22 protein-coding genes are annotated in these 21,702 nt (G+C 35.8%); 11 read left to right on the plus strand and 11 right to left on the minus strand.

Going from position 1 to position 21,702, the window contains the following annotated elements:
* The first annotated feature begins 1 nt into the window (after nucleotide 1).
* The 6 genes from ORI89_RS16950 (at nucleotide 2) to ORI89_RS16975 (ending at nucleotide 5,451) form a co-directional block, all read left to right on the plus strand.
* A complete protein-coding gene (locus tag ORI89_RS16950; RefSeq protein ID WP_268231706.1) occupies nucleotides 2–331 on the plus strand; it encodes an L-rhamnose mutarotase in 330 nt (109 codons plus the stop codon).
* Between the two features lie 2 nt (nucleotides 332–333).
* Nucleotides 334–1,998, plus strand: a complete 1,665-nt coding sequence (locus ORI89_RS16955) for a UxaA family hydrolase (RefSeq protein WP_268231707.1) — start codon at nucleotides 334–336, stop codon at nucleotides 1,996–1,998.
* Nucleotides 1,999–2,074: 76 nt separating this feature from the next.
* Nucleotides 2,075–2,839, plus strand: coding sequence for an SDR family NAD(P)-dependent oxidoreductase (locus ORI89_RS16960; RefSeq protein WP_268231708.1), 765 nt, complete (start codon nucleotides 2,075–2,077; stop codon nucleotides 2,837–2,839).
* A gap of 119 nt (nucleotides 2,840–2,958) precedes the next feature.
* Nucleotides 2,959–3,816, plus strand: coding sequence for a fumarylacetoacetate hydrolase family protein (locus ORI89_RS16965; RefSeq protein WP_268231709.1), 858 nt, complete (start codon nucleotides 2,959–2,961; stop codon nucleotides 3,814–3,816).
* A gap of 6 nt (nucleotides 3,817–3,822) precedes the next feature.
* Nucleotides 3,823–4,653 carry an amidohydrolase family protein gene (locus tag ORI89_RS16970; RefSeq protein WP_268231710.1) on the plus strand — a complete coding sequence of 277 codons (831 nt, stop codon included), beginning with the start codon at nucleotides 3,823–3,825 and terminating at the stop codon, nucleotides 4,651–4,653.
* Between the two features lie 9 nt (nucleotides 4,654–4,662).
* Complete coding sequence (locus ORI89_RS16975) at nucleotides 4,663–5,451, plus strand: SDR family oxidoreductase (RefSeq protein WP_268231711.1); 789 nt, start codon at nucleotides 4,663–4,665, stop codon at nucleotides 5,449–5,451.
* Between the two features lie 86 nt (nucleotides 5,452–5,537).
* Here the strand turns inward: ORI89_RS16975 and ORI89_RS16980 are convergent, their stop codons facing one another.
* Nucleotides 5,538–6,428, minus strand: a complete 891-nt coding sequence (locus ORI89_RS16980; RefSeq protein WP_268231712.1) for a cation diffusion facilitator family transporter — start codon at nucleotides 6,426–6,428, stop codon at nucleotides 5,538–5,540.
* Between the two features lie 210 nt (nucleotides 6,429–6,638).
* Here ORI89_RS16980 and ORI89_RS16985 point away from each other — a divergent pair, with 210 nt between their 5' ends.
* Nucleotides 6,639–8,141, plus strand: coding sequence for an alanine/glycine:cation symporter family protein (locus tag ORI89_RS16985; protein ID WP_268231713.1), 1,503 nt, complete (start codon nucleotides 6,639–6,641; stop codon nucleotides 8,139–8,141).
* Nucleotides 8,142–8,245: 104 nt separating this feature from the next.
* On the opposite strand, the gene ORI89_RS16990 is transcribed toward ORI89_RS16985, so the two are convergent.
* A complete protein-coding gene (locus ORI89_RS16990) occupies nucleotides 8,246–8,902 on the minus strand; it encodes a YceH family protein (RefSeq protein WP_268231714.1) in 657 nt (218 codons plus the stop codon).
* Between the two features lie 227 nt (nucleotides 8,903–9,129).
* Between ORI89_RS16990 and ORI89_RS16995 the strand changes: the two genes are divergently transcribed.
* Entirely contained in the window at nucleotides 9,130–10,038 is a 909-nt protein-coding gene (locus ORI89_RS16995) for a histone deacetylase family protein (RefSeq protein ID WP_268231715.1), read from the plus strand.
* Here the strand turns inward: ORI89_RS16995 and ORI89_RS17000 are convergent, their stop codons facing one another.
* Nucleotides 10,039–10,563: a GNAT family N-acetyltransferase gene (locus ORI89_RS17000; RefSeq protein WP_268231716.1), complete on the minus strand. Its 525-nt coding sequence runs from the start codon at nucleotides 10,561–10,563 to the stop codon at nucleotides 10,039–10,041.
* Between the two features lie 136 nt (nucleotides 10,564–10,699).
* Here ORI89_RS17000 and ORI89_RS17005 point away from each other — a divergent pair, with 136 nt between their 5' ends.
* The gene (locus ORI89_RS17005; protein ID WP_268231717.1) at nucleotides 10,700–11,755 is read left to right on the plus strand and encodes a nucleoid-associated protein; all 1,056 of its coding nucleotides are present in this window, start codon (nucleotides 10,700–10,702) and stop codon (nucleotides 11,753–11,755) included.
* 11 nt (nucleotides 11,756–11,766) lie between these two features.
* Nucleotides 11,767–12,825: a DUF3810 domain-containing protein gene (locus ORI89_RS17010; protein WP_268231718.1), complete on the plus strand. Its 1,059-nt coding sequence runs from the start codon at nucleotides 11,767–11,769 to the stop codon at nucleotides 12,823–12,825.
* Here ORI89_RS17010 and ORI89_RS17015 read toward each other — a convergent pair.
* From ORI89_RS17015 to ORI89_RS17035, 5 genes are all read right to left on the minus strand, one after another.
* Nucleotides 12,820–13,980 (minus strand): MFS transporter, encoded by a 1,161-nt coding sequence (locus tag ORI89_RS17015; protein WP_268231719.1) that lies wholly within the window; start codon nucleotides 13,978–13,980, stop codon nucleotides 12,820–12,822. The genes ORI89_RS17010 and ORI89_RS17015 overlap by 6 nt on opposite strands.
* 151 nt (nucleotides 13,981–14,131) lie before the next feature.
* Complete coding sequence (rplI, locus tag ORI89_RS17020) at nucleotides 14,132–14,575, minus strand: 50S ribosomal protein L9 (protein WP_268231720.1); 444 nt, start codon at nucleotides 14,573–14,575, stop codon at nucleotides 14,132–14,134.
* 12 nt (nucleotides 14,576–14,587) lie between these two features.
* Complete coding sequence (gene rpsR, locus ORI89_RS17025; RefSeq protein ID WP_268231721.1) at nucleotides 14,588–14,851, minus strand: 30S ribosomal protein S18; 264 nt, start codon at nucleotides 14,849–14,851, stop codon at nucleotides 14,588–14,590.
* Nucleotides 14,851–15,219 carry a 30S ribosomal protein S6 gene (rpsF, locus tag ORI89_RS17030; RefSeq protein WP_268231722.1) on the minus strand — a complete coding sequence of 123 codons (369 nt, stop codon included), beginning with the start codon at nucleotides 15,217–15,219 and terminating at the stop codon, nucleotides 14,851–14,853. Before rpsF ends, rpsR begins: the two co-directional genes overlap by 1 nt.
* A gap of 99 nt (nucleotides 15,220–15,318) precedes the next feature.
* Nucleotides 15,319–15,708, minus strand: a complete 390-nt coding sequence (locus ORI89_RS17035) for a YchJ family protein (RefSeq protein WP_268231723.1) — start codon at nucleotides 15,706–15,708, stop codon at nucleotides 15,319–15,321.
* Between the two features lie 189 nt (nucleotides 15,709–15,897).
* Between ORI89_RS17035 and ORI89_RS17040 the strand changes: the two genes are divergently transcribed.
* Nucleotides 15,898–16,383, plus strand: a complete 486-nt coding sequence (locus tag ORI89_RS17040) for a lipocalin-like domain-containing protein (RefSeq protein WP_268231724.1) — start codon at nucleotides 15,898–15,900, stop codon at nucleotides 16,381–16,383.
* Between the two features lie 104 nt (nucleotides 16,384–16,487).
* On the opposite strand, the gene ORI89_RS17045 is transcribed toward ORI89_RS17040, so the two are convergent.
* Genes ORI89_RS17045 through gyrA form a run of 3 tightly spaced genes read right to left on the minus strand, consistent with a single transcriptional unit; the run spans nucleotide 16,488 to nucleotide 21,321 of the window.
* Complete coding sequence (locus ORI89_RS17045) at nucleotides 16,488–17,654, minus strand: tetratricopeptide repeat protein (protein WP_268231725.1); 1,167 nt, start codon at nucleotides 17,652–17,654, stop codon at nucleotides 16,488–16,490.
* A gap of 2 nt (nucleotides 17,655–17,656) precedes the next feature.
* Nucleotides 17,657–18,751 carry a tetratricopeptide repeat protein gene (locus ORI89_RS17050; RefSeq protein WP_268231726.1) on the minus strand — a complete coding sequence of 365 codons (1,095 nt, stop codon included), beginning with the start codon at nucleotides 18,749–18,751 and terminating at the stop codon, nucleotides 17,657–17,659.
* A gap of 17 nt (nucleotides 18,752–18,768) precedes the next feature.
* Complete coding sequence (gene gyrA / locus ORI89_RS17055) at nucleotides 18,769–21,321, minus strand: DNA gyrase subunit A (RefSeq protein WP_268231727.1); 2,553 nt, start codon at nucleotides 21,319–21,321, stop codon at nucleotides 18,769–18,771.
* Nucleotides 21,322–21,702 lie beyond the last annotated feature (381 nt).

The following is a 21,702-nucleotide window of genomic DNA, read 5'->3' on the forward strand; positions in this document are numbered from 1 at the left end:
AATGAAGAGATATATTTTAGCATTGGACTTGGTAAACGATCCCAAGCTTATAGCAGAGTATGATAGTATACATCAGCGTGTTTCTAAAGAAATAAAAGAGTCTATAACTTCTGCTGGTATAGAAGTAATGGATATATATCGGTTTGGTAATAGACTTTTTATGCTTATGGAGGTTAATGAAACATTTAGCTTTGAACGCAAAGATAAGATGGATGCGGAAAATCAAAAAGTACAGGAGTGGGAACGCCTAATGTGGGGCTTTCAACAAGCAATTCCCGGTGCTAAAGAAGGAGAAAAGTGGGTAGTTATGGATAAAATATTTGAATTGTAATAATGGATAAAGAACGTTTGTCATACTTACAGATCCATCCGAAGGATAATTTGTTGGTTGCTTTAAAAGATCTGTCAGCAGGTTTTGTTGTCGACTTTAATAATGAGAAGATTCGATTAGAAACTGCTGTGGCAGCTAAACATAAATTTACGATTAACAGCATGCAAAAAGATACTGAAGTATTTATGTATGGTGTATTGGTCGGTAGAATGAATCAGGATGTCAAAGCGGGTGAGTTAATTACGACTGATAACTTGAGGCATGCTTCGGAGGATTTTAAAATGGGTGAACGCAAATTAACGTGGACTAAACCTAATGTGTCTGCTTTTTTAGGCAGAACTTTCGATGGTTATCACCGTAGTAATGGAGCGGTAGGGACAGCTAATCATTGGCTGGTAATACCGCTTGTTTTTTGTGAAAACAGAAATGTGTTGACTCTTAAAGAAGCGCTAGAGGATAAGTTAGGTTATGTAGTAGAATCGAAAAACTATACGGCAGAGGTGGATGAGATGATAAAACGCTATAAAAATGGTGCATCTGTCGAAGAGTTATTGTCTATTGACCTATCGTCTTCTAAAAGAACTAAAAAAGAGGCGAAGTTATTTAGTAATGTTGACGGAGTTAAATTTTTGAACCATGACATGGGGTGTGGTGGCACTCGGTTGGACTCTGATTCTCTTTGTGGGCTATTAGCTGGTTATATAACCCATCCTAACGTAGCTGGAGCGACTGTTTTGAGCTTAGGTTGTCAACATGCACAGGCATCTATTTTGCGAGAAGAAATTGCCAAAAGGGACCCAAAGTTTGATAAGCCTTTATATATTTTTGAGCAGCAATTAGAAGGAACGGAAGAGGAGTTAATGCATAAAGCACTTAAAGCTACATTTACGGGTTTGGTTGAAGCTAATAAGCATGAGCGCAAACCAGCGGGTTTGGATAAATTATGTGTAGGCTTGGAGTGTGGGGGTTCGGATGGATTTTCGGGAATTTCAGCAAACCCTGCTCTCGGTTTTTTCTCTGACATGCTCGTTACTCTGGGTGGTTCAGTGATTCTTTCTGAGTTTCCAGAGTTGTGTGGTGTCGAACAAGAACTTAGCGACCGTTGTATTGACGAAGAAACTGCAGCAAAATTTATGGAGCTGATGAAAACCTATAATGCCAAGGCAGAGGCTGATGGTTCAGGTTTTTACATGAACCCTTCGCCCGGTAATATTCGTGATGGTTTAATAACGGATGCAATTAAGTCAGCAGGAGCAGCAAAAAAAGGAGGAACTTCGCCGGTACAAGCAGTTATTGATTACCCAGGACTTGCAAATGGTCCGGGCTTGAATTTGTTGTGTACCCCAGGTAATGATGTGGAAAGTACCACTGCCGAAGTAGGTGCAGGAGCGAATATAGTTTTGTTTACAACTGGTTTGGGAACACCAACAGGTAACCCGATAGCGCCTGTTCTCAAGCTTTCTTCTAATACTAAAGTGTATAATAAAATGTCAGATGTTATTGATATTAATTGTGGACCTATCATTGATGGTGAAGAAACAATTGAGGAAACTGCACATCGCATTTTCAATTACGTAATCCAAGTGGCTAGTGGTAAAGTTATAGCTAAGGCGGTACAGTTAGGGCAAGATGATTTTATCCCTTGGCGAAGAGGTGTTTCTTTGTAGAATGCTTCTTAAATAAAATCAAGACGTAAAATATTTAGAATAAATAGTATATTGAAAATATATTTGATTTAGAGAGATGTTAAAATTAGAAAATAAAATTGCTATTGTGACAGGAGGAAGTAGTGGGATAGGTTTAGCTATTTCAATGCTTTTCGCTGAAAATGGTGCATATGTTCATATTTTTGATTTAAATGCAACAGCGGGTGTAGAGGCTGTCAATTCTATTGAGTCTGCTGGTGGTAAAGCGAAGTTTCATTCGTGTAATGTTGCAGATCAATTAGCTGTATCAGCTATAGTAAATGAAATAGGTAAAGTTGATGTTTTAGTTAATAATGCTGGTATTGCCCACGTAGGTAATTTGGAGAATTGTAGCGAGGCTGATTTTGATAAAGTTTACCAGGTTAATGTCAAAGGAGCATACAATATTTTGCATGCTGTTGTGCCTAAAATGAAAGAGAACGGTGGTGGAGCGATTCTTAATTTGGCTTCAATAGCTTCTATTGTTGGAATTGCTGATCGGTTTGCTTATTCTATGAGCAAGGGAGCGATATATGCAATGAATTTGTCGATAGCAAGAGATTATATGAAAGATAATATACGGAGTAACTCTATTTCGCCTGCGCGTGTGCACACACCGTTTGTTGATGGGTTTATAGCTAAGAATTATCCTGGTAAAGAAACAGAGATGTTTGAAAAACTATCTGCTTCACAACCGATTGGAAGGATGGCGAAACCAACTGAAATAGCTAAGTTGGCTTTGTTCTTATGTTCCGATGATGCAGCCTTTATCACAGGGAATGATTATCCGATTGATGGAGGATTTATTAAACTGAATAATTAACTTTTTTAGTTTTGAAATGTTTAAGTCTACTGCTAATTATCAGTTAGGTCTTTTTTGATGTTTCATTTTTTTATTAAAAACAACTCGAGCTTGCGAGCTCATAAAATATTTATATAGATATGAAATTAATATGTTTCGGTGATTTAGGAAAAGAGAAGATAGGTATACACATTAATGGTGTAAATTATGATGTTACTGCTTTTGGTGGTGATTATGATGAGAGTTTCTTTGGAACTAATGGGGTAGCTAGATTAGCTGATTTTGTGAAAGAGAATGAAGGGAAACTACCTAAAGTTGATGAAAATGAGCGTATAGGAGCCCCTTTTGCAAGACCTTCTAAGATTGTATGTATTGGTTTAAATTATAAAGATCATGCGGAAGAAACAGGTGCTAAGATACCTGATGAACCTATTATTTTTATGAAATCTACTACAGCGTTAGTTGGCCCATTTGATAATATCATGATACCAAAGAATTCTGCAAAGACAGATTGGGAAGTTGAGTTTGGTATAGTGGTTGGGAAAACAGCTAGTTATGTTGATGAAAGTGAGGCGTTAGATTATGTGGCAGGTTATGTTTTGCATAACGATGTTTCGGAACGTGAATTTCAAATTGAAAGAGGTGGGACGTGGGATAAAGGGAAGGGATGTGATACGTTTGCACCTATGGGGCCATACATGACAACCACTGATGAAATTCCTGATATTAATAACGTTCGTCTTTGGCTTAAAGTTAATGGAAAAGTGTATCAAGATGGCAATACAAGTAATTTAATATTCTCCGTACCTCATATTGTATCGTATGTGTCTCAATTTATGACATTGTTACCAGGAGACATTATTTCTACGGGAACACCCGCAGGCGTTGGTTTAGGATTTAATCCGCCAATTTATTTACAGCCAGGAGACATTATTGAGCTAGGTGCTGATTATTTGGGAGAATCCCGTCAGGAGGTAGTAGCTTATTCTAAAAAATAGTGTGATATGATGCGTATTGATTCTCATCAACATTTTTGGATTTTTGATAAAGAGAGAGACTCCTGGATCAATGATGAAATGCAAGTGATTCAACGAAATTTTATGCCTACTGATTTAGCTCCACTCTTAAGAGAAAGTGATATCGATGGAGTTGTAGCAGTACAGGCTAGTCAATCTGACGAAGAGACTCAATTTTTAATTGATCTTTCGACCGTTTACGCTATGATCAAAGGGATTGTGGGGTGGATTGACTTGCAAGCTGATGATATAGAAGAAAAGCTTAAACGGTATAAGGATGTTAAGGTTGTTAAAGGATTTAGACATATTGTGGAAGGGGAGAAAGATCCTGATTTTTTGATTCAATCTGCGTTTTTGAACGGGCTCGAAAAATTGACGGAAAATGGATATACCTACGATTTGCTGATCCGCCCTAGACATTACGCCAGTACTTTAGCTTGTGTGAAAGCTAATCCTGATCAGGTTTTCATACTTGATCATATGGCGAAGCCTTCTATTAAAACAAAGGAATTTGATGAGTGGGCAGTCTTTATTAGTCAGTTATCATCTTTTACAAATGTAAACTGTAAAATTTCTGGTTTGGTTACAGAAGCAGATTGGGACTCCTGGAAAAAAGAAGATTATGTGATGTATGTAGATCATGTTCTAGCAAGTTTCGGTATAGATCGGGTAATGTACGGTTCAGACTGGCCTGTCTGCTTATTGGCTAGCTCGTACGATGAATGGGTTAATCTGATTGAAAGCTTGACAGAACAATTATCTGTTGATGAAAAAAAAGCATTCTTTGGAGGGAATGCGGCACGTATTTATAAATTATAATAAAGAATAATGAACTTAAACCTTAAAGATAAAGTTTTTATAGTTACAGGAGGTGCTAAAGGGATTGGTAAGGCCATAGTTCTAGCCCTAGCTAATGAAGGAGCAATTCCAGTCATTATTGGACGCAATAGCAAAGATAATAGGGAAGTCGAGATAGAGATAGAAAATATGAGGGGTACTTGTTTCTCTGTAGAAGCTGAATTGTCTAAACCCGAAGATTGTGAGAATGCAGTAAAGCTTGCTTTAAATAAATTCGGACGTATTGATGGTTTGGTGAATAATGCAGGACATAATGATGGGGTAGGCTTGATGAGTGGTAATTATGAGAAGTTTGTTGAATCACTGCATAAAAACTTAATTCATTATTATTTAATGGCTCATTACGCGATTGATGCTCTAAAAGATAGTAGAGGGGCGATTTTGAATATTAGTTCGAAAACAGCTGAAACAGGGCAGGGAAATACTTCTGCTTATGCTGCATCTAACGGTGGTAGAAATGCTTTAACTCGTGAATGGGCCGTTGAATTACTTCCTTTTGAAATTCGTGTGAACGCTATTGTTGTTGCTGAGTGCTCAACGCCACAATATGATAAATGGATCGAGACACTAGAAAATCCTAAAGAGACATTGGAAAAAATAACTAATAGAATACCGCTGGGAAATCGTATGACAACAGCCGAAGAAATTGCCAATACAGCAGTTTTTCTTCTTTCAGATGCATCCAGTCATACAACAGGTCAATTAGTTTATGTTGATGGTGGTTATGTTCACCTAGATAGAGCCTTGATAAAGGAATAAGTTGGTGTTCTTTGAATCTATAAGATAAAAAGGCTACTGTAATTGTATAACAGTAGCCTTTTTGATATATCGTTGGTAGTATTGAATTAGGTTCGGAATATTTTTTTTTCTTCGAAAGGTTCAATATGTACAAAAACATTTCCAATGTCATCTAGCTGAGCTATTAAGAAGTCTTTAAGGTCATGAGCTATTTGATGTCCCTCTCTTACTGTTAAATTAGCGTCAACTACTGCATGTAAATCAATTTGGTATTGCATTCCTATTTTTCTAATATAACATTTTTCTATTAATTGTACGCCAGTTACTTGTAAAGATTTTAATCGGACTTCTTCCTCTAGATCTTCATAAAGGTGCTCATCCATAATTTCGGCGAGTGCTGGTCTAAAAATTCCGTAGCAATTGTAGATAATAAGACAGGACGCTAGTAAGGCAGCCCAGTCATCAGCACTTTCATAGCCTTCACCGGCAAATAAAGCTATAGAAATGCCAATGAAAGCAGCTATTGAAGTTATGGCGTCGCTGCGATGGTGCCAGGCATCGGCTTTTAAAGAGGTGCTGTTTAGTTGTTTACTTTTTTTTATTATGATCCGAAATGAAATTTCTTTCCATACAATAATAGCTGCCAATACGATTAGCGTCCAGGGTTTCGGTAGCTCATGAGGCGTTTGTATATTATGTATACTCTCTTTTGCAATAACAAAAGCAGATATAATTAAGAATATAACGACGATAAAAGTAATTAATGGCTCAATCCGGCCATGCCCATAAGGGTGTGTATCATCTGCAGGCCGACTCGAATACTTTAATCCTAGTAGAACTAAAAAAGAAGAAAAAATATCGGCAGTCGATTCAATAGCATCAGCTATTAAAGCATAAGAGTTACCGAGTATTCCTGCAAGCCATTTAACGAGAGCTAGAAGAAAATTAGTTAGTATACTAAAGTACGTTGTTCGTATTGCAGACTTACCTTTCGACATGCTTTTTTAACAAATATATTAATTTTATCTTAGCTAAGCATTAATTCAGATTGAAATAGTATTGAAGTTTGTTTGCTATTTCTCGTTTGCATTATTAATACTATTGTCTTTTAATAAAAGGTAATGGGAATGTATGATGTTTAGATAAAAAACCTTTTCTTTACAGCATAATAGATTTTAAATCTAATTTAATACAAATATAAACCTCATATGGAGAATATTATTAAAACTATTTCAAATATCGTTTGGAGTGATTTTTTCGTTTATTTATGTTTAATAACTGGCTTATACTTTTCAATCCGTACCGGTTTTTTGCAAGTAAGATATATTAAGCATATGTGTCGCTTGCTTTTTACGAAAAGCAATTCGAATGTTGGCATCTCTTCGTTCCAGGCTTTTGCTCTAGCTATATCAGGACGAGTTGGAACAGGAAATATTGTTGGGGTTGCAACAGCAATATATATGGGTGGCCCTGGAGCGGTATTTTGGATGTGGGCAATTGCGTTTCTAGGTTCTGCTTCTGCTTTTATTGAAGCTACTTTAGGACAGGTGTATAAACAAGAGGTGAATGGACAATATCGGGGAGGGCCAGCGTATTATATAGAGAAAGGCCTGGGAATTAAATGGTATGCTCTGTTATTTGCTATTGTAACTATTATCAGTACGGGTTTGTTTTTACCAGGTGTGCAGAGTAATGCTATTAACGGGACAATGATGAATGCCTTTGGGTTGAAAAATGAAGTGGTAGAATTATTCGGCTTATCCCTTTCTATAAGTTGGGTGGGGCTGCTTGTTATTGCTTTGTTAGTGGTTATTATTATTGGTGGAGTTAAGCGATTGGGACAAACCTCGGAGCTTATAGTGCCTTTTATGGCTGGTGCTTACATTTTAATGGCTCTTGTTATTATAGGAGTAAATTATACAGAAATTCCTGCTGTTTTTCGGCTTATCTTTTCATCTGCATTTAGCATGGATGCTACTTTTGGAGGTATAGTCGGAACAGCTATTGCTTGGGGTGTAAAAAGGGGGATTTACTCTAATGAGGCTGGGCAAGGTACAGCTCCTCATGCGGCGGCGGCGGCAGATGTAAAACACCCTGCACAACAGGGTTTAGTGCAGGCTTTTTCAGTGTATGTAGATACTTTATTTGTTTGTACCGCGACTGCATTCATGATACTTTTTTCAGGAGCTTATAATACCGGTGCTACTTTTGATGGTACGGGTAAGGCTTTGAGTTTTGTTGTTGAATATATACCAGGGATTGAGGCCGATGGCTTTACACAGACTGCAATTGCGCATCATTTTCCGAAAATTGGTAAGCAATTTGTTGCTATTGCTCTGTTTTTCTTTGCTTTTACAACTGTTATGGCATATTATTATTATGCTGAAACTAATATTGCTTATATCTTTAAAAAGGGGAATACAAAGTTTGTTATTTGGATACTTCGCATAGGCTTTTTATCTGCGACTTATTTCGGAACGGTAAAGACGGCAGATCTGGCTTGGAATATGGGGGATATAGGTGTTGGTTTAATGGCATGGGTAAATATTATAGCGATATTGTTGATGAGTAGAACGGGGCTTAAGGTATGGAACGACTATAAGAAACAACGGAAAATGGGGATAAAAGAGCCGGTATTTAACCCTAAGGAATTGGGAATAAAAAATGCAGACTTTTGGGAGGCAAAAATTAATGAGAACAAAAATAGTTAATGAATATATGCTTTATTTTATTGCTGAGAGCAAAAGAAAGTATATTCAGCCCGTTCAAACAACGGGCTGAAGTATTTGCTATAAAGTAATTTTCAACTTTTATATTACCGTAATTGTTCCATAAGATTGTTAAACTCTTCACGTAGTTTGTTTAATTCTATTTCCAAGACTTCTACACGAGCTTCTAAAGTTTCTATGTAGTCATCTTTGTTTGTGCTAGCGTAGGGTAAAGTCTCATAGTCATCTTCATTGATATCGCCCAATAAATGAATGAAACGAACTTCTTTTTGACCAGGTTTTTTAGACAATTGTTTGACAAATGGGGGAGTACTTTCCATTAATCTATTGATTACCTGCTGAACTTCTTCAATGCTTTCAAAGTCGAAAAGACGACCTGCATTATTATTGATTTCTCCTGGAGTAAGCGGACCTCTTAAAATCAATAAACAAAGAACGGCGAGGTCCTGTGGTATAAGTGGATACTGTATAGCTAGATTATGTTTATATTTCGTAACTCTGCTACCTCCACCAATAGCTGTAGATGTTAGCCCTCTTTTTCTAAGTTTATCCAATGCATCCAATATTATATTTTCGTCATACGAAACTACTGGTTTACGAGATGTTTTTTGATTGCATGCCGTCATTAAAGCATTTAGGGTTAAGGGGTAGTATTCTGGGGTGGTTTTAGATTTTTCCAATAAAGATCCTAAGACACGAAGTTCTTGTGCACTTAAAATTGGTAAGTTACTTATTTCTTCCATTTTTATATTTTTTGATCTATTAGTTTCGAAGATATGAATTGTTGGGTTTGTAAGCAATATTAAATATATCGAAATATATGCAGAATAATAATGTACTTCTAATAAATAAAGTTAATGCTTTTAGAGTTGATTTTTTTCCTTAGATGTATCAGGAAGTTGTTTTAACCTTTCTCGCAAGATCATTTCTGTCGATAAGAATGCGTAGTTTTGTATAAAAACTATTTTTCGTGTTAAAAATTGCATTTCATCCCGCATATATTCACCCTGTCAGAGATGGACATCGATTTCCGATGGAGAAGTATGAGTTAATCCCCGCTCAGCTTTTATATGAAGGTGTTGTAGAAAAAAGAAATTTTTATACTCCTGATTTGGGTAAAAAAGAAGATATTTTGTTGGCACACGATGAGCAATATGTAAATGCTATATTTGATCTTACATTAGATCCTAAAATGATAAGACGTATTGGATTTCCCTTATCAAGAGCATTAGTTGACAGAGAAAGATATTTAGTTGATGGTACCATAAAAGGATGTTTGTTTGCACGAAAACATGGAGTTGCTTTCAATGTGGCTGGGGGGACGCATCATGCAGGATCTAATTATGGAGAAGGCTTTTGTTTGTTCAATGATCAGGCGATTGCGAGTTGTTATTTGTTGAAAAATAATTTAGCTAGTCGAATTCTTATTATTGATTTAGATGTACATCAAGGCAACGGCACAGCAGAGATCTTTAAGAATACTTCTTCAGTATTTACATTATCGATGCATGGCGCTAAAAACTATCCATTCATAAAAGAAATTTCTGATCTTGATGTGGCCTTACCTGACGACACTGAGAATGAGGAATATCTTTTTCTTTTGAAAAAAACATTGGAGGATGTTTTTCAAAAGTTTAGGCCTGATTTTGTGTTTTACCAAGCAGGTGTTGATGTTCTAGAGTCTGATAAATTAGGAAGACTTAAGTTAACAGCTGCGGGCTGCTCTGAGCGTGATAAGTTAGTTTTTAACTTTTGTTTTAATGAGGATATACCTGTGCAAGTGAGTATGGGCGGAGGCTATTCTGTTCATATCAAAGATATTGTAAATGCACATGTAGCCACTTTTAAAACAGCTATCGAAATATTTTCAATCTCTTGATTAGGACATGAGTTGATTGAACCCATCTCTTGTTATTCGCATGTTGAGCGTAGTCCAAATCTCATTACCTATCTGTGTTTTTTTTGTCTTTTGAGGTATAATTTTAAAACCTACTTTTTTGTAGCATTCAATCGCTACAGTATTCCATTCATATACATTTAAATCTACAATTTCTTTATCCCAATTTGCAAAAGCTTTATGTAATAGCATGCTTATAAATTTTTTACCTATACCTTTATTTCTAAGTTTATTATTTCCAATAATTACCTGACCTATTCGAATTGTTTCTGGAGTAATAAGTAATTCTGCATGGCCAATAGTGGCTTTTGTATGTATTTCAATTAGTTTGTAGGGGAAACGGTTTGTATCACTATAAAAATGATCTAGTTGAAGGCGATTAACTGGATATGTTAGTCTATTCCCTGCGAATTGTGCCAAAAATCTAGAATCGGTAATCCAGCTGATAAATAAACTATAGTCCGATCGTGTAAATGGCAGAAGTTTTAAGCTTATTATGTTTGACAAAATTTTAAATAGTATGTTAATTGCTAAAATTAATTATCTTTTTTGTTTTTTACTCTTTTTTGTGATTCTACTTTATGTCGTCTTTTTTTGATTAATTTGCAAGTTCATTTTACAGACTAATTTCTATTATTTAAATATGTTTTTTCATCAGGACGCTACATTTGAGCAACTTTCTATACACCGTGTAGGAAATAAATCTCAGGATGAGTTTTATGTTTTATCGGATAATTCTATAGACTTATCACAAGATGAAGTTTTGCCGGATTTACTCATGCAATATTTTATGAAGCCGTTTGCGAAAGCAAATGAGGTCTATCGCTTTTATCATCCCAATGAAGATTTACAACTTAATGAGATTTATTATTTTGTCAAGCAATGCTTTGATCATAAGATTTCATTTCATGATATGTCTCAACAAGTAGCTAAGCATTTGTATGAAGTGTGTGAACACCCACGAATAAAGGGAGGAGAGCTGTATGTCGTGTCGTTGAATAATGTGAAGATGGAAGGAGAGGAGCGACAAGCGATTGGTCTATTTAAGTCCGAAAATAAAGAGGCGTACCTAAAAGTATATTTAGAGGGGGGAGGTTTTGGCTTAGATTATGAACAAGAAGCTATAAATATCAATAAACTAGATAAAGGGGTTGTAATTGTTAATTGTGAAGAGGAAGAAGGGTACAAAGTATTGGTAGTTGATCAAACAAATCAGTCGGATGCTGTATATTGGAAAGACGATTTTTTAAAGGTAAAGACTCGGAATGATAATTTTCAACAAACGGGGAATCTGATGAAAGTTTATAAAAACTTTGTTGCTGAAAAATTAGATGATGTATTTGAGTTGGAGACTGCGGATAAAATTGATTTATTAAACAGGTCAATGGACTATTTTAAAACTAAGGAGACTTTTGATCAAGAAGAGTTTAATGAAGAGGTTTTGGGGAACCCACAAGCTGTTTCTTTGTTTAAAGAATATCAACAAAATTTTGAAGAAGAGTTTGATAGTCCGTTCCAAGCTAATTTTGAGATCGCTGGATCGGCAGTTAAGAAAATGGCTTCTTCTTATAAATCGGTAGTAAAATTGGATAAAAATTTTCATATCTATATACATGGTAAAAGGGATTTTGTAGAGACAGGTTATGATGAAGAAAGAGGAATGAATTTTTATAAACTTTATTTTGAGAATGAAAGTTAGAAAAAGATAAAATGAGAAAGCAGGTTGTCATTTTATTTATACTGTTGCTTCTTGTTTGGGGGCTTTCTATCATAAAAAGTTATTCTTTTATAATAGAAAACTATTATAGTAGAGCTTTTTATCCATTCTTATCTCATTTTTTTAAATTTTTGTTTCAATGGGTGCCTTTTAGTGTGGGGGATGTGTTTTATCTCGTAACAATTGTTTTTTACCTAATATTAGGAGCACTTCTTTTTATCAACTTATTGAAAAAGAATGGACGCAAGGCCGCAAGTATCTTATTGAAATTAGTAAACTTGGGGCTAGGTCTTTATGTTTTGTTCTATATCAGCTGGGGCTTAAATTATTATAGACAACCTTTGTCAGTACAGATGGAGTTACAGGTAGATAACATAAGCAAGTCAGATTATATTTTGGTTTTGGATAAATATATAGAGCAGACAAATAGTTTGCGTGAGAAGCTTGATTTAGATACCTTACTCCGCGAACGAGCTGACTTAGATTTAAGTATTGATATGTTAAATGATAAGGTCTTAAAGGGAATCTTATCTAAAACCCAGGTAAAAGTGAAATCACCTCTGTCTAGCGAAATAGTTTCTTTTTTTACCGTAACGGGATACTTCAATCCTTTTACACAGGAAGTGCAGGTGAACAAGAAAATCCCGCTCGTAGCCTATCCTTTTACAGTTGTTCATGAGTTAGGGCACCAAATGGGGATAGGTTTTGAAGACGAGTGTAATTTTATTGCTTTTTTAAAGCTGCGGGATCATTCCAATACTTGGTATCGCTATGCTGTTAATTATGAAATTATGCAGTACTTGTTAAGGCCATTGTACAGTGAAGATAGAGAAAAGTATAACTCTTTTCTAGCAAAGCTATCACCAAAAGTTATAGAAGACATGCAGTATGAGCGTGATTTTTGGAAAAGTTATACAAGTTGGTTTAATACTTTAACCAACCTGTTTTATACGAGATATCTTACACATAATAACCAGCCTGAAGGTATGACACGATACTCTATGGTGAGTAAGTTGGTGGTAGCCTGGGAGTTGAAGAATAGGGGGTTATAAGTTCATCTGCGGCCTCACGACTTTTATTAGAAATAGGTAAGCTAAAACTGCTCCAATACTAGCCATAAAGACACCAATTAAAGAGGGATAATTATAGGCATAGCCCAAAGTAATAGGAATTGCACCTAAATAAGCCCCTAATGTATTGCCTATATTAAAACTTGCTTGTCCGGCAGAAGCCGCAAAAGTCGCAGCGCCTTTTGCGTTATTAATAAGCATCATTTGTAAAGATGGGCCTATTGTAAAAGAAATCATTCCGGTAATAAAGGCCATAGGGTACGCAAAAGATTCTATATGTGCAGTAAAAAAAACTATTACTAAACATATGGACATTGAAGCAAAGCTTGTTATAGCAGCTTTAGATGGAGAAAATTTATCGGCCATTTTTCCTCCAATAATGTTGCCAAAAAACATTCCGAATCCAATAAGAATCATAATAACGGGTACTCGGTCTGGATTTAGGCCAGAAACGTTTGTGACTAGAGGAGCAATGTATGAAATCCATGCAAATAGCCCTCCTGTTCCGATGGATATGACAGCAACCATTAACCAAGCATCCCAACGTTTAAAATATTTGATTTGTTGTTTAATATTACTGTCATTATTGGTGGTCATATTGGGCATCCATACATATAGGGTGATAAAAGTGAGAAGTCCCAATATGCTGATTACTGCATAGGTAATTCGCCATGAGTAATGGTGTCCGATATAAGTTCCTAAAGGTACGCCCGCTAGATTAGCTATAGTCATACCTGTAAACATTATGGATATAGCTTGAGCTTCCTTTCCTGGTTTTGCGAGACGTGCTGCCACTACGGAGCCTACGCCAAAGAAAGCACCATGAGGTAGACCAGAGATAAAACGGGAGACAAATAAAGATAGTTTATTAGGAGCTATAGCAAAGAGACCATTAAATATAAAAAATAATAACATGAGTAAAAGTAGCACCTTTCTGGGGGAGGCTTTTGCTGTGAAAGCAACCAAGGTTGGTGCACCAACAACGACACCTAAAGCATATAAAGCAATTAGGTTACTGGCCATAGGGATATCTATTTTTAAGTCTGCTGCTATGTCGGGTAAGATCCCCATCATAGTAAATTCTGTCATCCCTATTGCTAAGCCACCAAAAGCTAATGCTATCAATCCTTTATTCATAGTGTATTAAAAAAAGTGGTAATTATAGTGAACAGAGTGGTTCGAAACTGAGGAACAATAATTTTAATGAAAAATTTCCTACTTATGCATTAAAAAAGCTGTATCAAACATAATTGATACAGCTTTTTTAATTCGATTGTTGAATAATAAATTATTCAGCTATTACTTCAAAAGGAACTTGAACTTTTACCTCTTTGTGTAAGTTCAGGTTAGCAATATATTCGCCTAGAACTTTTGGTTCTGTTTCGAAAGTAATACGACGGCGATCTACGTCAAAACCTTGAGCTTTTAAAGCTTCAGCTATTTGGATGCTGTTTACTTTACCAAAGATTTTTCCTGTCTCTCCTGCTTTAGCACCGATAGAAAGTTTAACATTTTCTAATTTAGTCGCTAATTCAGTCGCGTCTTTTTTGATTTTCTCTTGTTTGAACTGAGCTTGTTTAATATTCTCAGCTAAAACCTTCTTCGCGGATGATGTCGCTAAAATTGCAACCCCTTGAGGGATTAAGTAGTTACGACCGTAACCTGGCTTTACAACCACGATATCATCTTTTTCGCCAAGGTGCTTAATGTCTTGTTTTAATATAACTTCCATGTCGTATTCTCCTTATTTTAATGAATCAGTTAGGTAAGGTAAAAGTCCAATAATACGAGCACGCTTAACAGCTTGTGCCACTTTACGTTGGAATTTTAAAGATGTACCTGTTAGTCGACGTGGTAAAATTTTCCCTTGGTCATTTACAAATTTCAATAAGAAGTTTGCGTCTTTGTAATCGATATACTTAATTCCGTTCTTTTTGAAACGGCAGTATTTTTTACGGTTGTCCTCTACTTTAGGGGCGGTTACGTACTGGATATTATCTTTTGCCATTAGTTTGCTACCTCCTCAGTTTTAGTTGCCGCTTTTTTGTTGAATGCACCGCTACGTTTTTTCTCGTTATATGCAATTGCATGTTTATCTAATGCAATTGTTAAGAAACGCATAACACGCTCGTCACGTTTGTATTCAAGTTCTAATTTTTGAATTAATTCACCTGGAGCCTTGAATTCAGTTAAGTGATAAAATCCAGTTGATTTTTTCTGGATTGGATACGCTAATTTTCTCAAACCCCAATTGTCTTCAGCGACAATTTCGGCTCCGCCTTCTGCAAGGATGCTTTTGAACTTTTCGATAGTTTCTTTAGCAGCTTCATCAGAAAGCAACGGGGTAAGAATGATCACAGATTCGTACTGTTGCATTTTTAATAAATTTGTTAATTAAAATTGTATTTCCCACACTTGGGGAAGTGCAAAGGTAAGAATAATATTCGAAAATTTTATAAAAAAATATATTCGGCATTATTTTACTATACCTTTAAGGTAATACCATGATTCTCTCGACTGCTTGAAGAACGATTTTTCATGGTGAATATTTAAAGAGTGATTAGTATCTAAATAGTAAGCTTTAAATTCAACATCTGACTTGGAATTATCGATAATTTCAAGTTTAACCCATTTATTTTCTAAAGCCCAATCCCTGATGGCATTTTTTGACTGGTAGGAGCGTATACTTGGGTGATAAGTATTATATAAAAAATCAATATTATGTAGACAAAAGGCAGTGTAACGGGCACGCATAAGTTGCTCAGGAGAGATAGCATTTTTAATATCGTTGTGAACTATTCCACAGCAGTTTGTGTATTTTTTTCCAGAGCCACATGGACATTCTTTTGGTAGGTTGTTTGTCATGTAAATAAAAAAAGCGTTTTTACAATAATATATTTGATGCACTTCATGAATTCCCCGTAAATATCCTGTGGAGAAAACAAATGTATTAAAGTTTTTTTGTCAAATTCACATCATTTATATTTTGACTGAAACTATATGTTCAACTCTTACGTTAATTTAAATAAAAGGAATAGAATAGAAATTGTACATATGACATCATTAAAAGATGAATTGGTTGGAAGTTGGAAGTTGCTATCATATATAGAAGTGCCAATTATTGGAGAGGATTCAATGTTTCCTATGGGAAAAAGTCCGTGTGGTCTTTTAACACATTCTCCAGACGGGTATATGTCTTTACAGATTGCAAAGGAAAAGAACCAGCTTTTTAAAGATAGCAAGGAGACGAGAAGAGAAATAATGAAAGACAAGACTAATTATAGTGCTTTCTGCGCTAAATATACAGTTGATTTGAAGAATGCAATAGTTACTTATAATATTGAAGATCCACGGTCTTTGAATGAGGGAGATAAAACACAACACAAAAGAGTGAATTTTGAAGGAGATATAATGTATTTGAAATCTACAGAGCCAATATTATCGAATGGAGTTGAAGTGAATTCTTACATGACATGGGAAAGAATTTCTACTTCCGAGAAGCCTACAGTAAGTTTGGAAAATGGATATGCCGAGGTATAGCCTGCTATTTAATAGTTAAGTGTTTTCTAGATGTTTGATATAAAAAAGCCGTAGTAATATATTACTACGGCTTTTTTATTAAGAAGATAATTCTCTTTAATCTTTTACAAAGCATCTATACGACTTTGTAATTCTGTTGATTTCGCTTCGTCTTGTTGGAAGTCATAATAACCTTTGAGACTTCTTAAAGCTTCTTGATCTGTTGGGTTTAATTCTACAACTTTTTCTAGGTATGGTAGAGCATCTTTTATATCCTCTTTAAGCAAGTTCACCTTTGCTTGATAATCGTCATTTGATAACGATTTATCATCATTAAGAACAGCTAGGTTGTCACGCACTTGATTAATGATTGTAGCAGCAGCATTTCTATTAGCATCGGAATAGTTAGGGTCTATTGAAACAGCCTTTTTATAAGCTTCAATAGCTTTATCCGTGTTATTTGAAGCAGATTGTGCAATTCCTAAGTAATAATACAGCGTTTTATTATTACCATCAGCAGCAATCTGTTTTTCAATTTGAGAAATAACTTGACTTTCGTTCCCAGCTATTAAATTCAATTCTATGTTCTGTATAACAGCGTCATTATCTTGTGGATATGCTTCAGCTGCAGTTCCTGCATAAGTTAATGCACTTGTGGTATCTTTCGATGATAAATATAACTTAGGTAAATCTACCAGAACTGATTTATGTCCAGAGAATTCTTTTACGGGGATTAGTTCTTTATACTTATCAATTGCATTTTTGTAATCTTGATTCTGTATGGCAGCTAAACCAGCATAGTACGTTAAAGTTGTATCGCCAGGCAAATATGTTAGAGCTTTGTCAAATGAGGTATAGGCGCTTACAAAGTCTTGCTTTTCCCATGCAGCAACACCTTCATTAAAGCTAAACTGCCCTAAAACTTGCTCGGCTACCTGTAAATTCTCCGCATGTTTATTGTCTTTATCTAATTTTTTTGCTTTTTCTATACCTTCACTTGCGTTTGCTGCAGCCTCGGCAGTATTGTCTAAAGTAGCTATGTTAGCATTGACCAATGCATAGATTGTCCAAGTTTCAGCATCATTTTTAGTTTTGTCATGCTCAATAGCTAGGTCAATAGCCTCCTTTGCACTTTCTAGGTTGTTTTTCCCTAGGGCAGCTGATCCTGCACCTTTCAACTCTTCGAATTTTTGTAAGCTGCTTTTTGCTTTTCTTAAGTTACTGGTTTGACCATAGCTTGATGCTCCTGCAGCAATAAATAAAGAAAATAGAATTGCTTGTTTAAAGTTCATTTCTAATTATTTGATAGTTGATTCAATAAAAGTTTAACACGGTCTAATTGTGCTAAATCCTCTGTCTTTTCATAGTACAATGAAAGAGACTTTAAAGTATTAACGTCGTAAGGACGGATTTCGTTTGCTTTTAATAACAAATTTTGCGCATAATACTCGGCTTCGATATCGTCTTCATCGTTTAGGAAGCTCTGTAGATAAAGCAGACCTAAAGCTAAGTTAGCTTCGTAATTATTCTGATTTAACTTTAATACTTGTTGATAATATGTTCTTGCAACTGCTGTATTACCAACGGCTTCGTGCGCATAGCCAGCTAAATAATTTAACTCAATATTTTCAGGTTCAAATTTAATAGCTTCATCAATAATTGGAGCTATTGCTGCATAATTTTGATCCTGAGCATATACCTGTATTAAATGCATCAAAATAGTTTTGTTCGTAGGAAATTTACTTCGCGCATTATTCAATGTATTAAGAACTTCTTGCGGATTATCTGTTTTCTTATAAACTTCGGCAAGTTCTAAATACTGATCTGCTGTAGCATTGGGCCTGCTTAAAAGTTGTCTGTAATATTCTATTGCAACACCATATTTTTCAGATTCTACAGCAAGAAGTGCCAAGTTATACACTACGTCATAATTATTTAACGCTAAGTTTTTGACTTTGGTATAATTATCATACGCTATACCATAGTCTTTTTTTTGCAAAGCTTTATTTGCTCGATATAGGTGAGCCGCTGCTAAGTTTTGTTTGACATATTTTACTTCTGCAGCATTGTTGCCTTGTTCTCTTGTGTTAAGTTTTCCTAGCGCTCTATACGTAGCATCTAAAGGTTCGACATCACTTTTAATAGTGTTTGTTGAGTCTGCATAAGCTATCGTACTGTAAATCATGGCGCGGAGTATATTTACTTTGCTGCTTGTAGAGTCACGACGCGTTTTATAAGACGCATCAATAAACTTTTTGGCATTCTCTAGTGACTTAAGATCACCCGTTTTAGAATACAGCGCAAAGTTATTGCTACTCTCTTTATAATTTGATTGCGCAAATGTCAAATGAGTAACAAACAACAGTATTCCTAAAAAAAGTATTCTCATATTGAAACAGATTAAATTTACTCTTCGTCTTTATCACTTTCGCTATCTTCTGAGTTCGAGTCGACAGCTTCTGTATCTATACCTTCTTCTTCCTCTTCCTCACGGTCTACCTTAGTGATGGAGGCTATTTCGTCACTATCATTTAACGTGATTAAGCGAACACCTTGTGTAGCACGACCCATTACTCGAAGTGTGTCGGCACCTATACGAATCACTATCCCTGATTTATTGATTATCATAAGATCATCATTGTCCGTAACTCCTTTGATGGATACTAGCTCGCCGGTTTTATCGGTTACGCTGATTGTTTTTACACCTTTTCCACCTCTATTGGTTACGCGGTAGTCTTCTATATCCGTACGTTTTCCATAACCTTTTTCTGAAACAACAAGAACTGTGGTGTCATTTGAGTCTACAGCAATCATACCTACCACTTCGTCTCGCTCATGTGCTAAAGTAATTCCTCTAACACCTGTTGCTGTTCTTCCCATAGGACGTACAGTAGATTCATTAAAACGAATAGCACGACCGGAACGTAATGCCATAACGATTTCACTACTTCCTGTTGTTAATGTTGCTTCTAATAGTTCATCACCTTCGTTAATGTTGATAGCATTAATACCGTTAGCTCGTGGTCTTGAATAAGCTTCAAGAGAAGTTTTCTTTATAGTACCTTTCTTAGTACACATAATAATGAAGTTGTTCTCTAAGTATTCTTGATCTTTTAGGTTAGTGACTTTAATGAAAGCTTTTATTTTTTCTTCTTTCGGAACATTTATAATATTCTGTAATGCTCGACCTCTAGAAGTGCGACTACCTTCAGGAATTTCAAATGCACGTAACCAGAAACATCTTCCCTTATCTGTAAATAATAATAAATAATTATGGGCAGATGCAGTTATAATATGCTCTGTAAAGTCTTCATCGCGCGTTGTAGAACCAATAGCTCCTTTACCCCCGCGACCTTGGCGTTTATATTCTGTTAACGGAGTGCGTTTAACGTAGCTATTATGAGATATGGTAATAACGATTTCTTCGTCATCGATAAAATCTTCCATGCGCATATCTTCAGCAGAATGGACTATAACTGATCGACGCTCGTCTCCGTATTTCTCTTTTACTTCTCCAAGCTCTGTTTTGATGATTTCCATTCGAAGGTTCTCATCTGCAAGAACTTGTTGTAAGTATTCGATGGTTTTCATTAGTTCGTCATACTCCTCTTTGATTTTATCACGTTCAAGACCTGTTAGACGACGAAGTGTCATGTCTAGAATGGCACGGGCCTGTAGGTCAGATAGTGCAAAACGTTCCATTAAGCCAATACGTGCATCTTCCGGAGTCTCTGAAGCCCTGATAAGTTTTATGACTTCATCTAAATGATCAAGAGCAATTAGATAGCCTTCAAGAATATGTGCTCTTTTTTCAGCTTCTGCTAATTCAAATTTAGTACGGCGAATAACTACATCGTGTCTGTGTTCAACAAACTCATGGATCATATCCTTTAAGTTCATGAGCATTGGGCGACCTTTGACGAGTGCAATGTTATTAACAGAGAATGAGGTTTGTAGCGCTGTGTATTTATAAAGGTTGTTTAAGACAACATTGGCATTTGCTTCTCTTTTAATATCGTATACAATCCTGAATCCATCACGGTCAGATTCGTCACGGATAGATGATATGCCTTCGATTTTTTTCTCATTGACTAATTCAGCCGTACGCTCAATCATGTTAGCTTTGTTTACCTGGTAAGGAATTTCGGTAACGATAATACATTCTCTACCATTTTTCAAGCTCTCAATTTCTGCTTTAGCACGCATGACAATTCGACCTCTACCTGTTTCAAAAGCGTCTTTTACGCCATTATACCCGTAGATAATAGCTCCTGTTGGGAAATCCGGTCCTTTTACATGTTGCATAAGTTCCGATATTTCGATATCACGGTTATCAATATAGGCGACTATTCCATCAACTACTTCAGATAGGTTATGTGGCGCCATGTTTGTCGCCATACCAACAGCAATCCCTGACGCTCCGTTTACCAATAGATTTGGTATGCGAGTTGGGAGTACAGTCGGCTCTTGCATAGAGTCATCAAAGTTGTTTTGAAAATCAACTGTGTCTTTATTGATATCTATTAATATGTCTTCTGCTATTTTTTTTAAGCGAGCTTCTGTATAACGCATCGCTGCTGGTGGGTCTCCGTCAATAGAACCGTAGTTACCTTGACCATCCACCAGAGGGTAACGCATGCTCCAATCTTGAGCTAAACGAACCATTGCATCGTAAACCGAGGTGTCACCGTGTGGGTGGTATTTACCTAATACGTCCCCCACAATACGAGCAGACTTCTTGTAAGGCTTTCCACTCGTAACTCCTAGGTCTAGCATACCATAAAGAACTCGTCTATGAACCGGCTTCATTCCGTCCCTAGCATCGGGAAGAGCTCGAGATACAATCACCGACATTGAATAATCAATGTACGCTGACTTCATTTGGTCCTCAATGTTAATAGGAATTATCCTGTCGTTAGCAGGTACTAGATTGTTTTCGTTTTCTGTTTCTTCAGCCATATTAAGTTGGTTTCGATAAAACTATCTTATACAGACATTCATCTGTATGTGTATAGCATGCGAAGTTACGATTTTTTTTGGTCAAATTTGTATTTTAAGCCAGTTAAAATTGTGCGAATTGACGACGTGTGTCTTTTCGTTTGCTGAGAATTGTAATAGTGTTTTTTTATTTTAATTCAATTGCCTATTTGTGTTTTTCGGAATTATCAGGGGTTTGTGTTGTATTTTATATTTTTATCAGAATAATGTTATGTTTTTATTTTTTGTAATAAAATGATGAATATTGTGATAAATTTGAAAAAAATATTACTTTTGTTTCTCATTTAGCTAGGACACGTTAAATGTTGATTTATACTTAATTTACAGATACTTTATATTATC

It is taken from the genome of Sphingobacterium sp. UT-1RO-CII-1, assembly GCF_026711005.1.
Classification (GTDB): domain Bacteria; phylum Bacteroidota; class Bacteroidia; order Sphingobacteriales; family Sphingobacteriaceae; genus Sphingobacterium.

Excerpts from the sequence above, each read along its gene's own strand:
- ORI89_RS17005 (WP_268231717.1), top strand. The coding sequence starts at position 10,700 with ATGTTTTTTCATCAGGACGCTACATTTGAGCAACTTTCTATACACCGT.
- rplI (WP_268231720.1), bottom strand. The coding sequence starts at position 14,575 with ATGGAAGTTATATTAAAACAAGACATTAAGCACCTTGGCGAAAAAGAT.
- ORI89_RS17015 (WP_268231719.1), bottom strand. The coding sequence starts at position 13,980 with ATGAATAAAGGATTGATAGCATTAGCTTTTGGTGGCTTAGCAATAGGG.
- gyrA (WP_268231727.1), bottom strand. The coding sequence starts at position 21,321 with ATGGCTGAAGAAACAGAAAACGAAAACAATCTAGTACCTGCTAACGAC.
- ORI89_RS17040 (WP_268231724.1), top strand. The coding sequence starts at position 15,898 with ATGACATCATTAAAAGATGAATTGGTTGGAAGTTGGAAGTTGCTATCA.
- ORI89_RS17010 (WP_268231718.1), top strand. The coding sequence starts at position 11,767 with ATGAGAAAGCAGGTTGTCATTTTATTTATACTGTTGCTTCTTGTTTGG.
- ORI89_RS16990 (WP_268231714.1), bottom strand. The coding sequence starts at position 8,902 with ATGGAAGAAATAAGTAACTTACCAATTTTAAGTGCACAAGAACTTCGT.
- ORI89_RS16975 (WP_268231711.1), top strand. The coding sequence starts at position 4,663 with ATGAACTTAAACCTTAAAGATAAAGTTTTTATAGTTACAGGAGGTGCT.
- ORI89_RS16970 (WP_268231710.1), top strand. The coding sequence starts at position 3,823 with ATGATGCGTATTGATTCTCATCAACATTTTTGGATTTTTGATAAAGAG.
- ORI89_RS17050 (WP_268231726.1), bottom strand. The coding sequence starts at position 18,751 with ATGAGAATACTTTTTTTAGGAATACTGTTGTTTGTTACTCATTTGACA.
- ORI89_RS17045 (WP_268231725.1), bottom strand. The coding sequence starts at position 17,654 with ATGAACTTTAAACAAGCAATTCTATTTTCTTTATTTATTGCTGCAGGA.
- ORI89_RS16965 (WP_268231709.1), top strand. The coding sequence starts at position 2,959 with ATGAAATTAATATGTTTCGGTGATTTAGGAAAAGAGAAGATAGGTATA.
- rpsF (WP_268231722.1), bottom strand. The coding sequence starts at position 15,219 with ATGCAACAGTACGAATCTGTGATCATTCTTACCCCGTTGCTTTCTGAT.
- ORI89_RS17035 (WP_268231723.1), bottom strand. The coding sequence starts at position 15,708 with ATGACAAACAACCTACCAAAAGAATGTCCATGTGGCTCTGGAAAAAAA.
- rpsR (WP_268231721.1), bottom strand. The coding sequence starts at position 14,851 with ATGGCAAAAGATAATATCCAGTACGTAACCGCCCCTAAAGTAGAGGAC.
- ORI89_RS16950 (WP_268231706.1), top strand. The coding sequence starts at position 2 with ATGAAGAGATATATTTTAGCATTGGACTTGGTAAACGATCCCAAGCTT.
- ORI89_RS16980 (WP_268231712.1), bottom strand. The coding sequence starts at position 6,428 with ATGTCGAAAGGTAAGTCTGCAATACGAACAACGTACTTTAGTATACTA.
- ORI89_RS16960 (WP_268231708.1), top strand. The coding sequence starts at position 2,075 with ATGTTAAAATTAGAAAATAAAATTGCTATTGTGACAGGAGGAAGTAGT.
- ORI89_RS16955 (WP_268231707.1), top strand. The coding sequence starts at position 334 with ATGGATAAAGAACGTTTGTCATACTTACAGATCCATCCGAAGGATAAT.
- ORI89_RS16985 (WP_268231713.1), top strand. The coding sequence starts at position 6,639 with ATGGAGAATATTATTAAAACTATTTCAAATATCGTTTGGAGTGATTTT.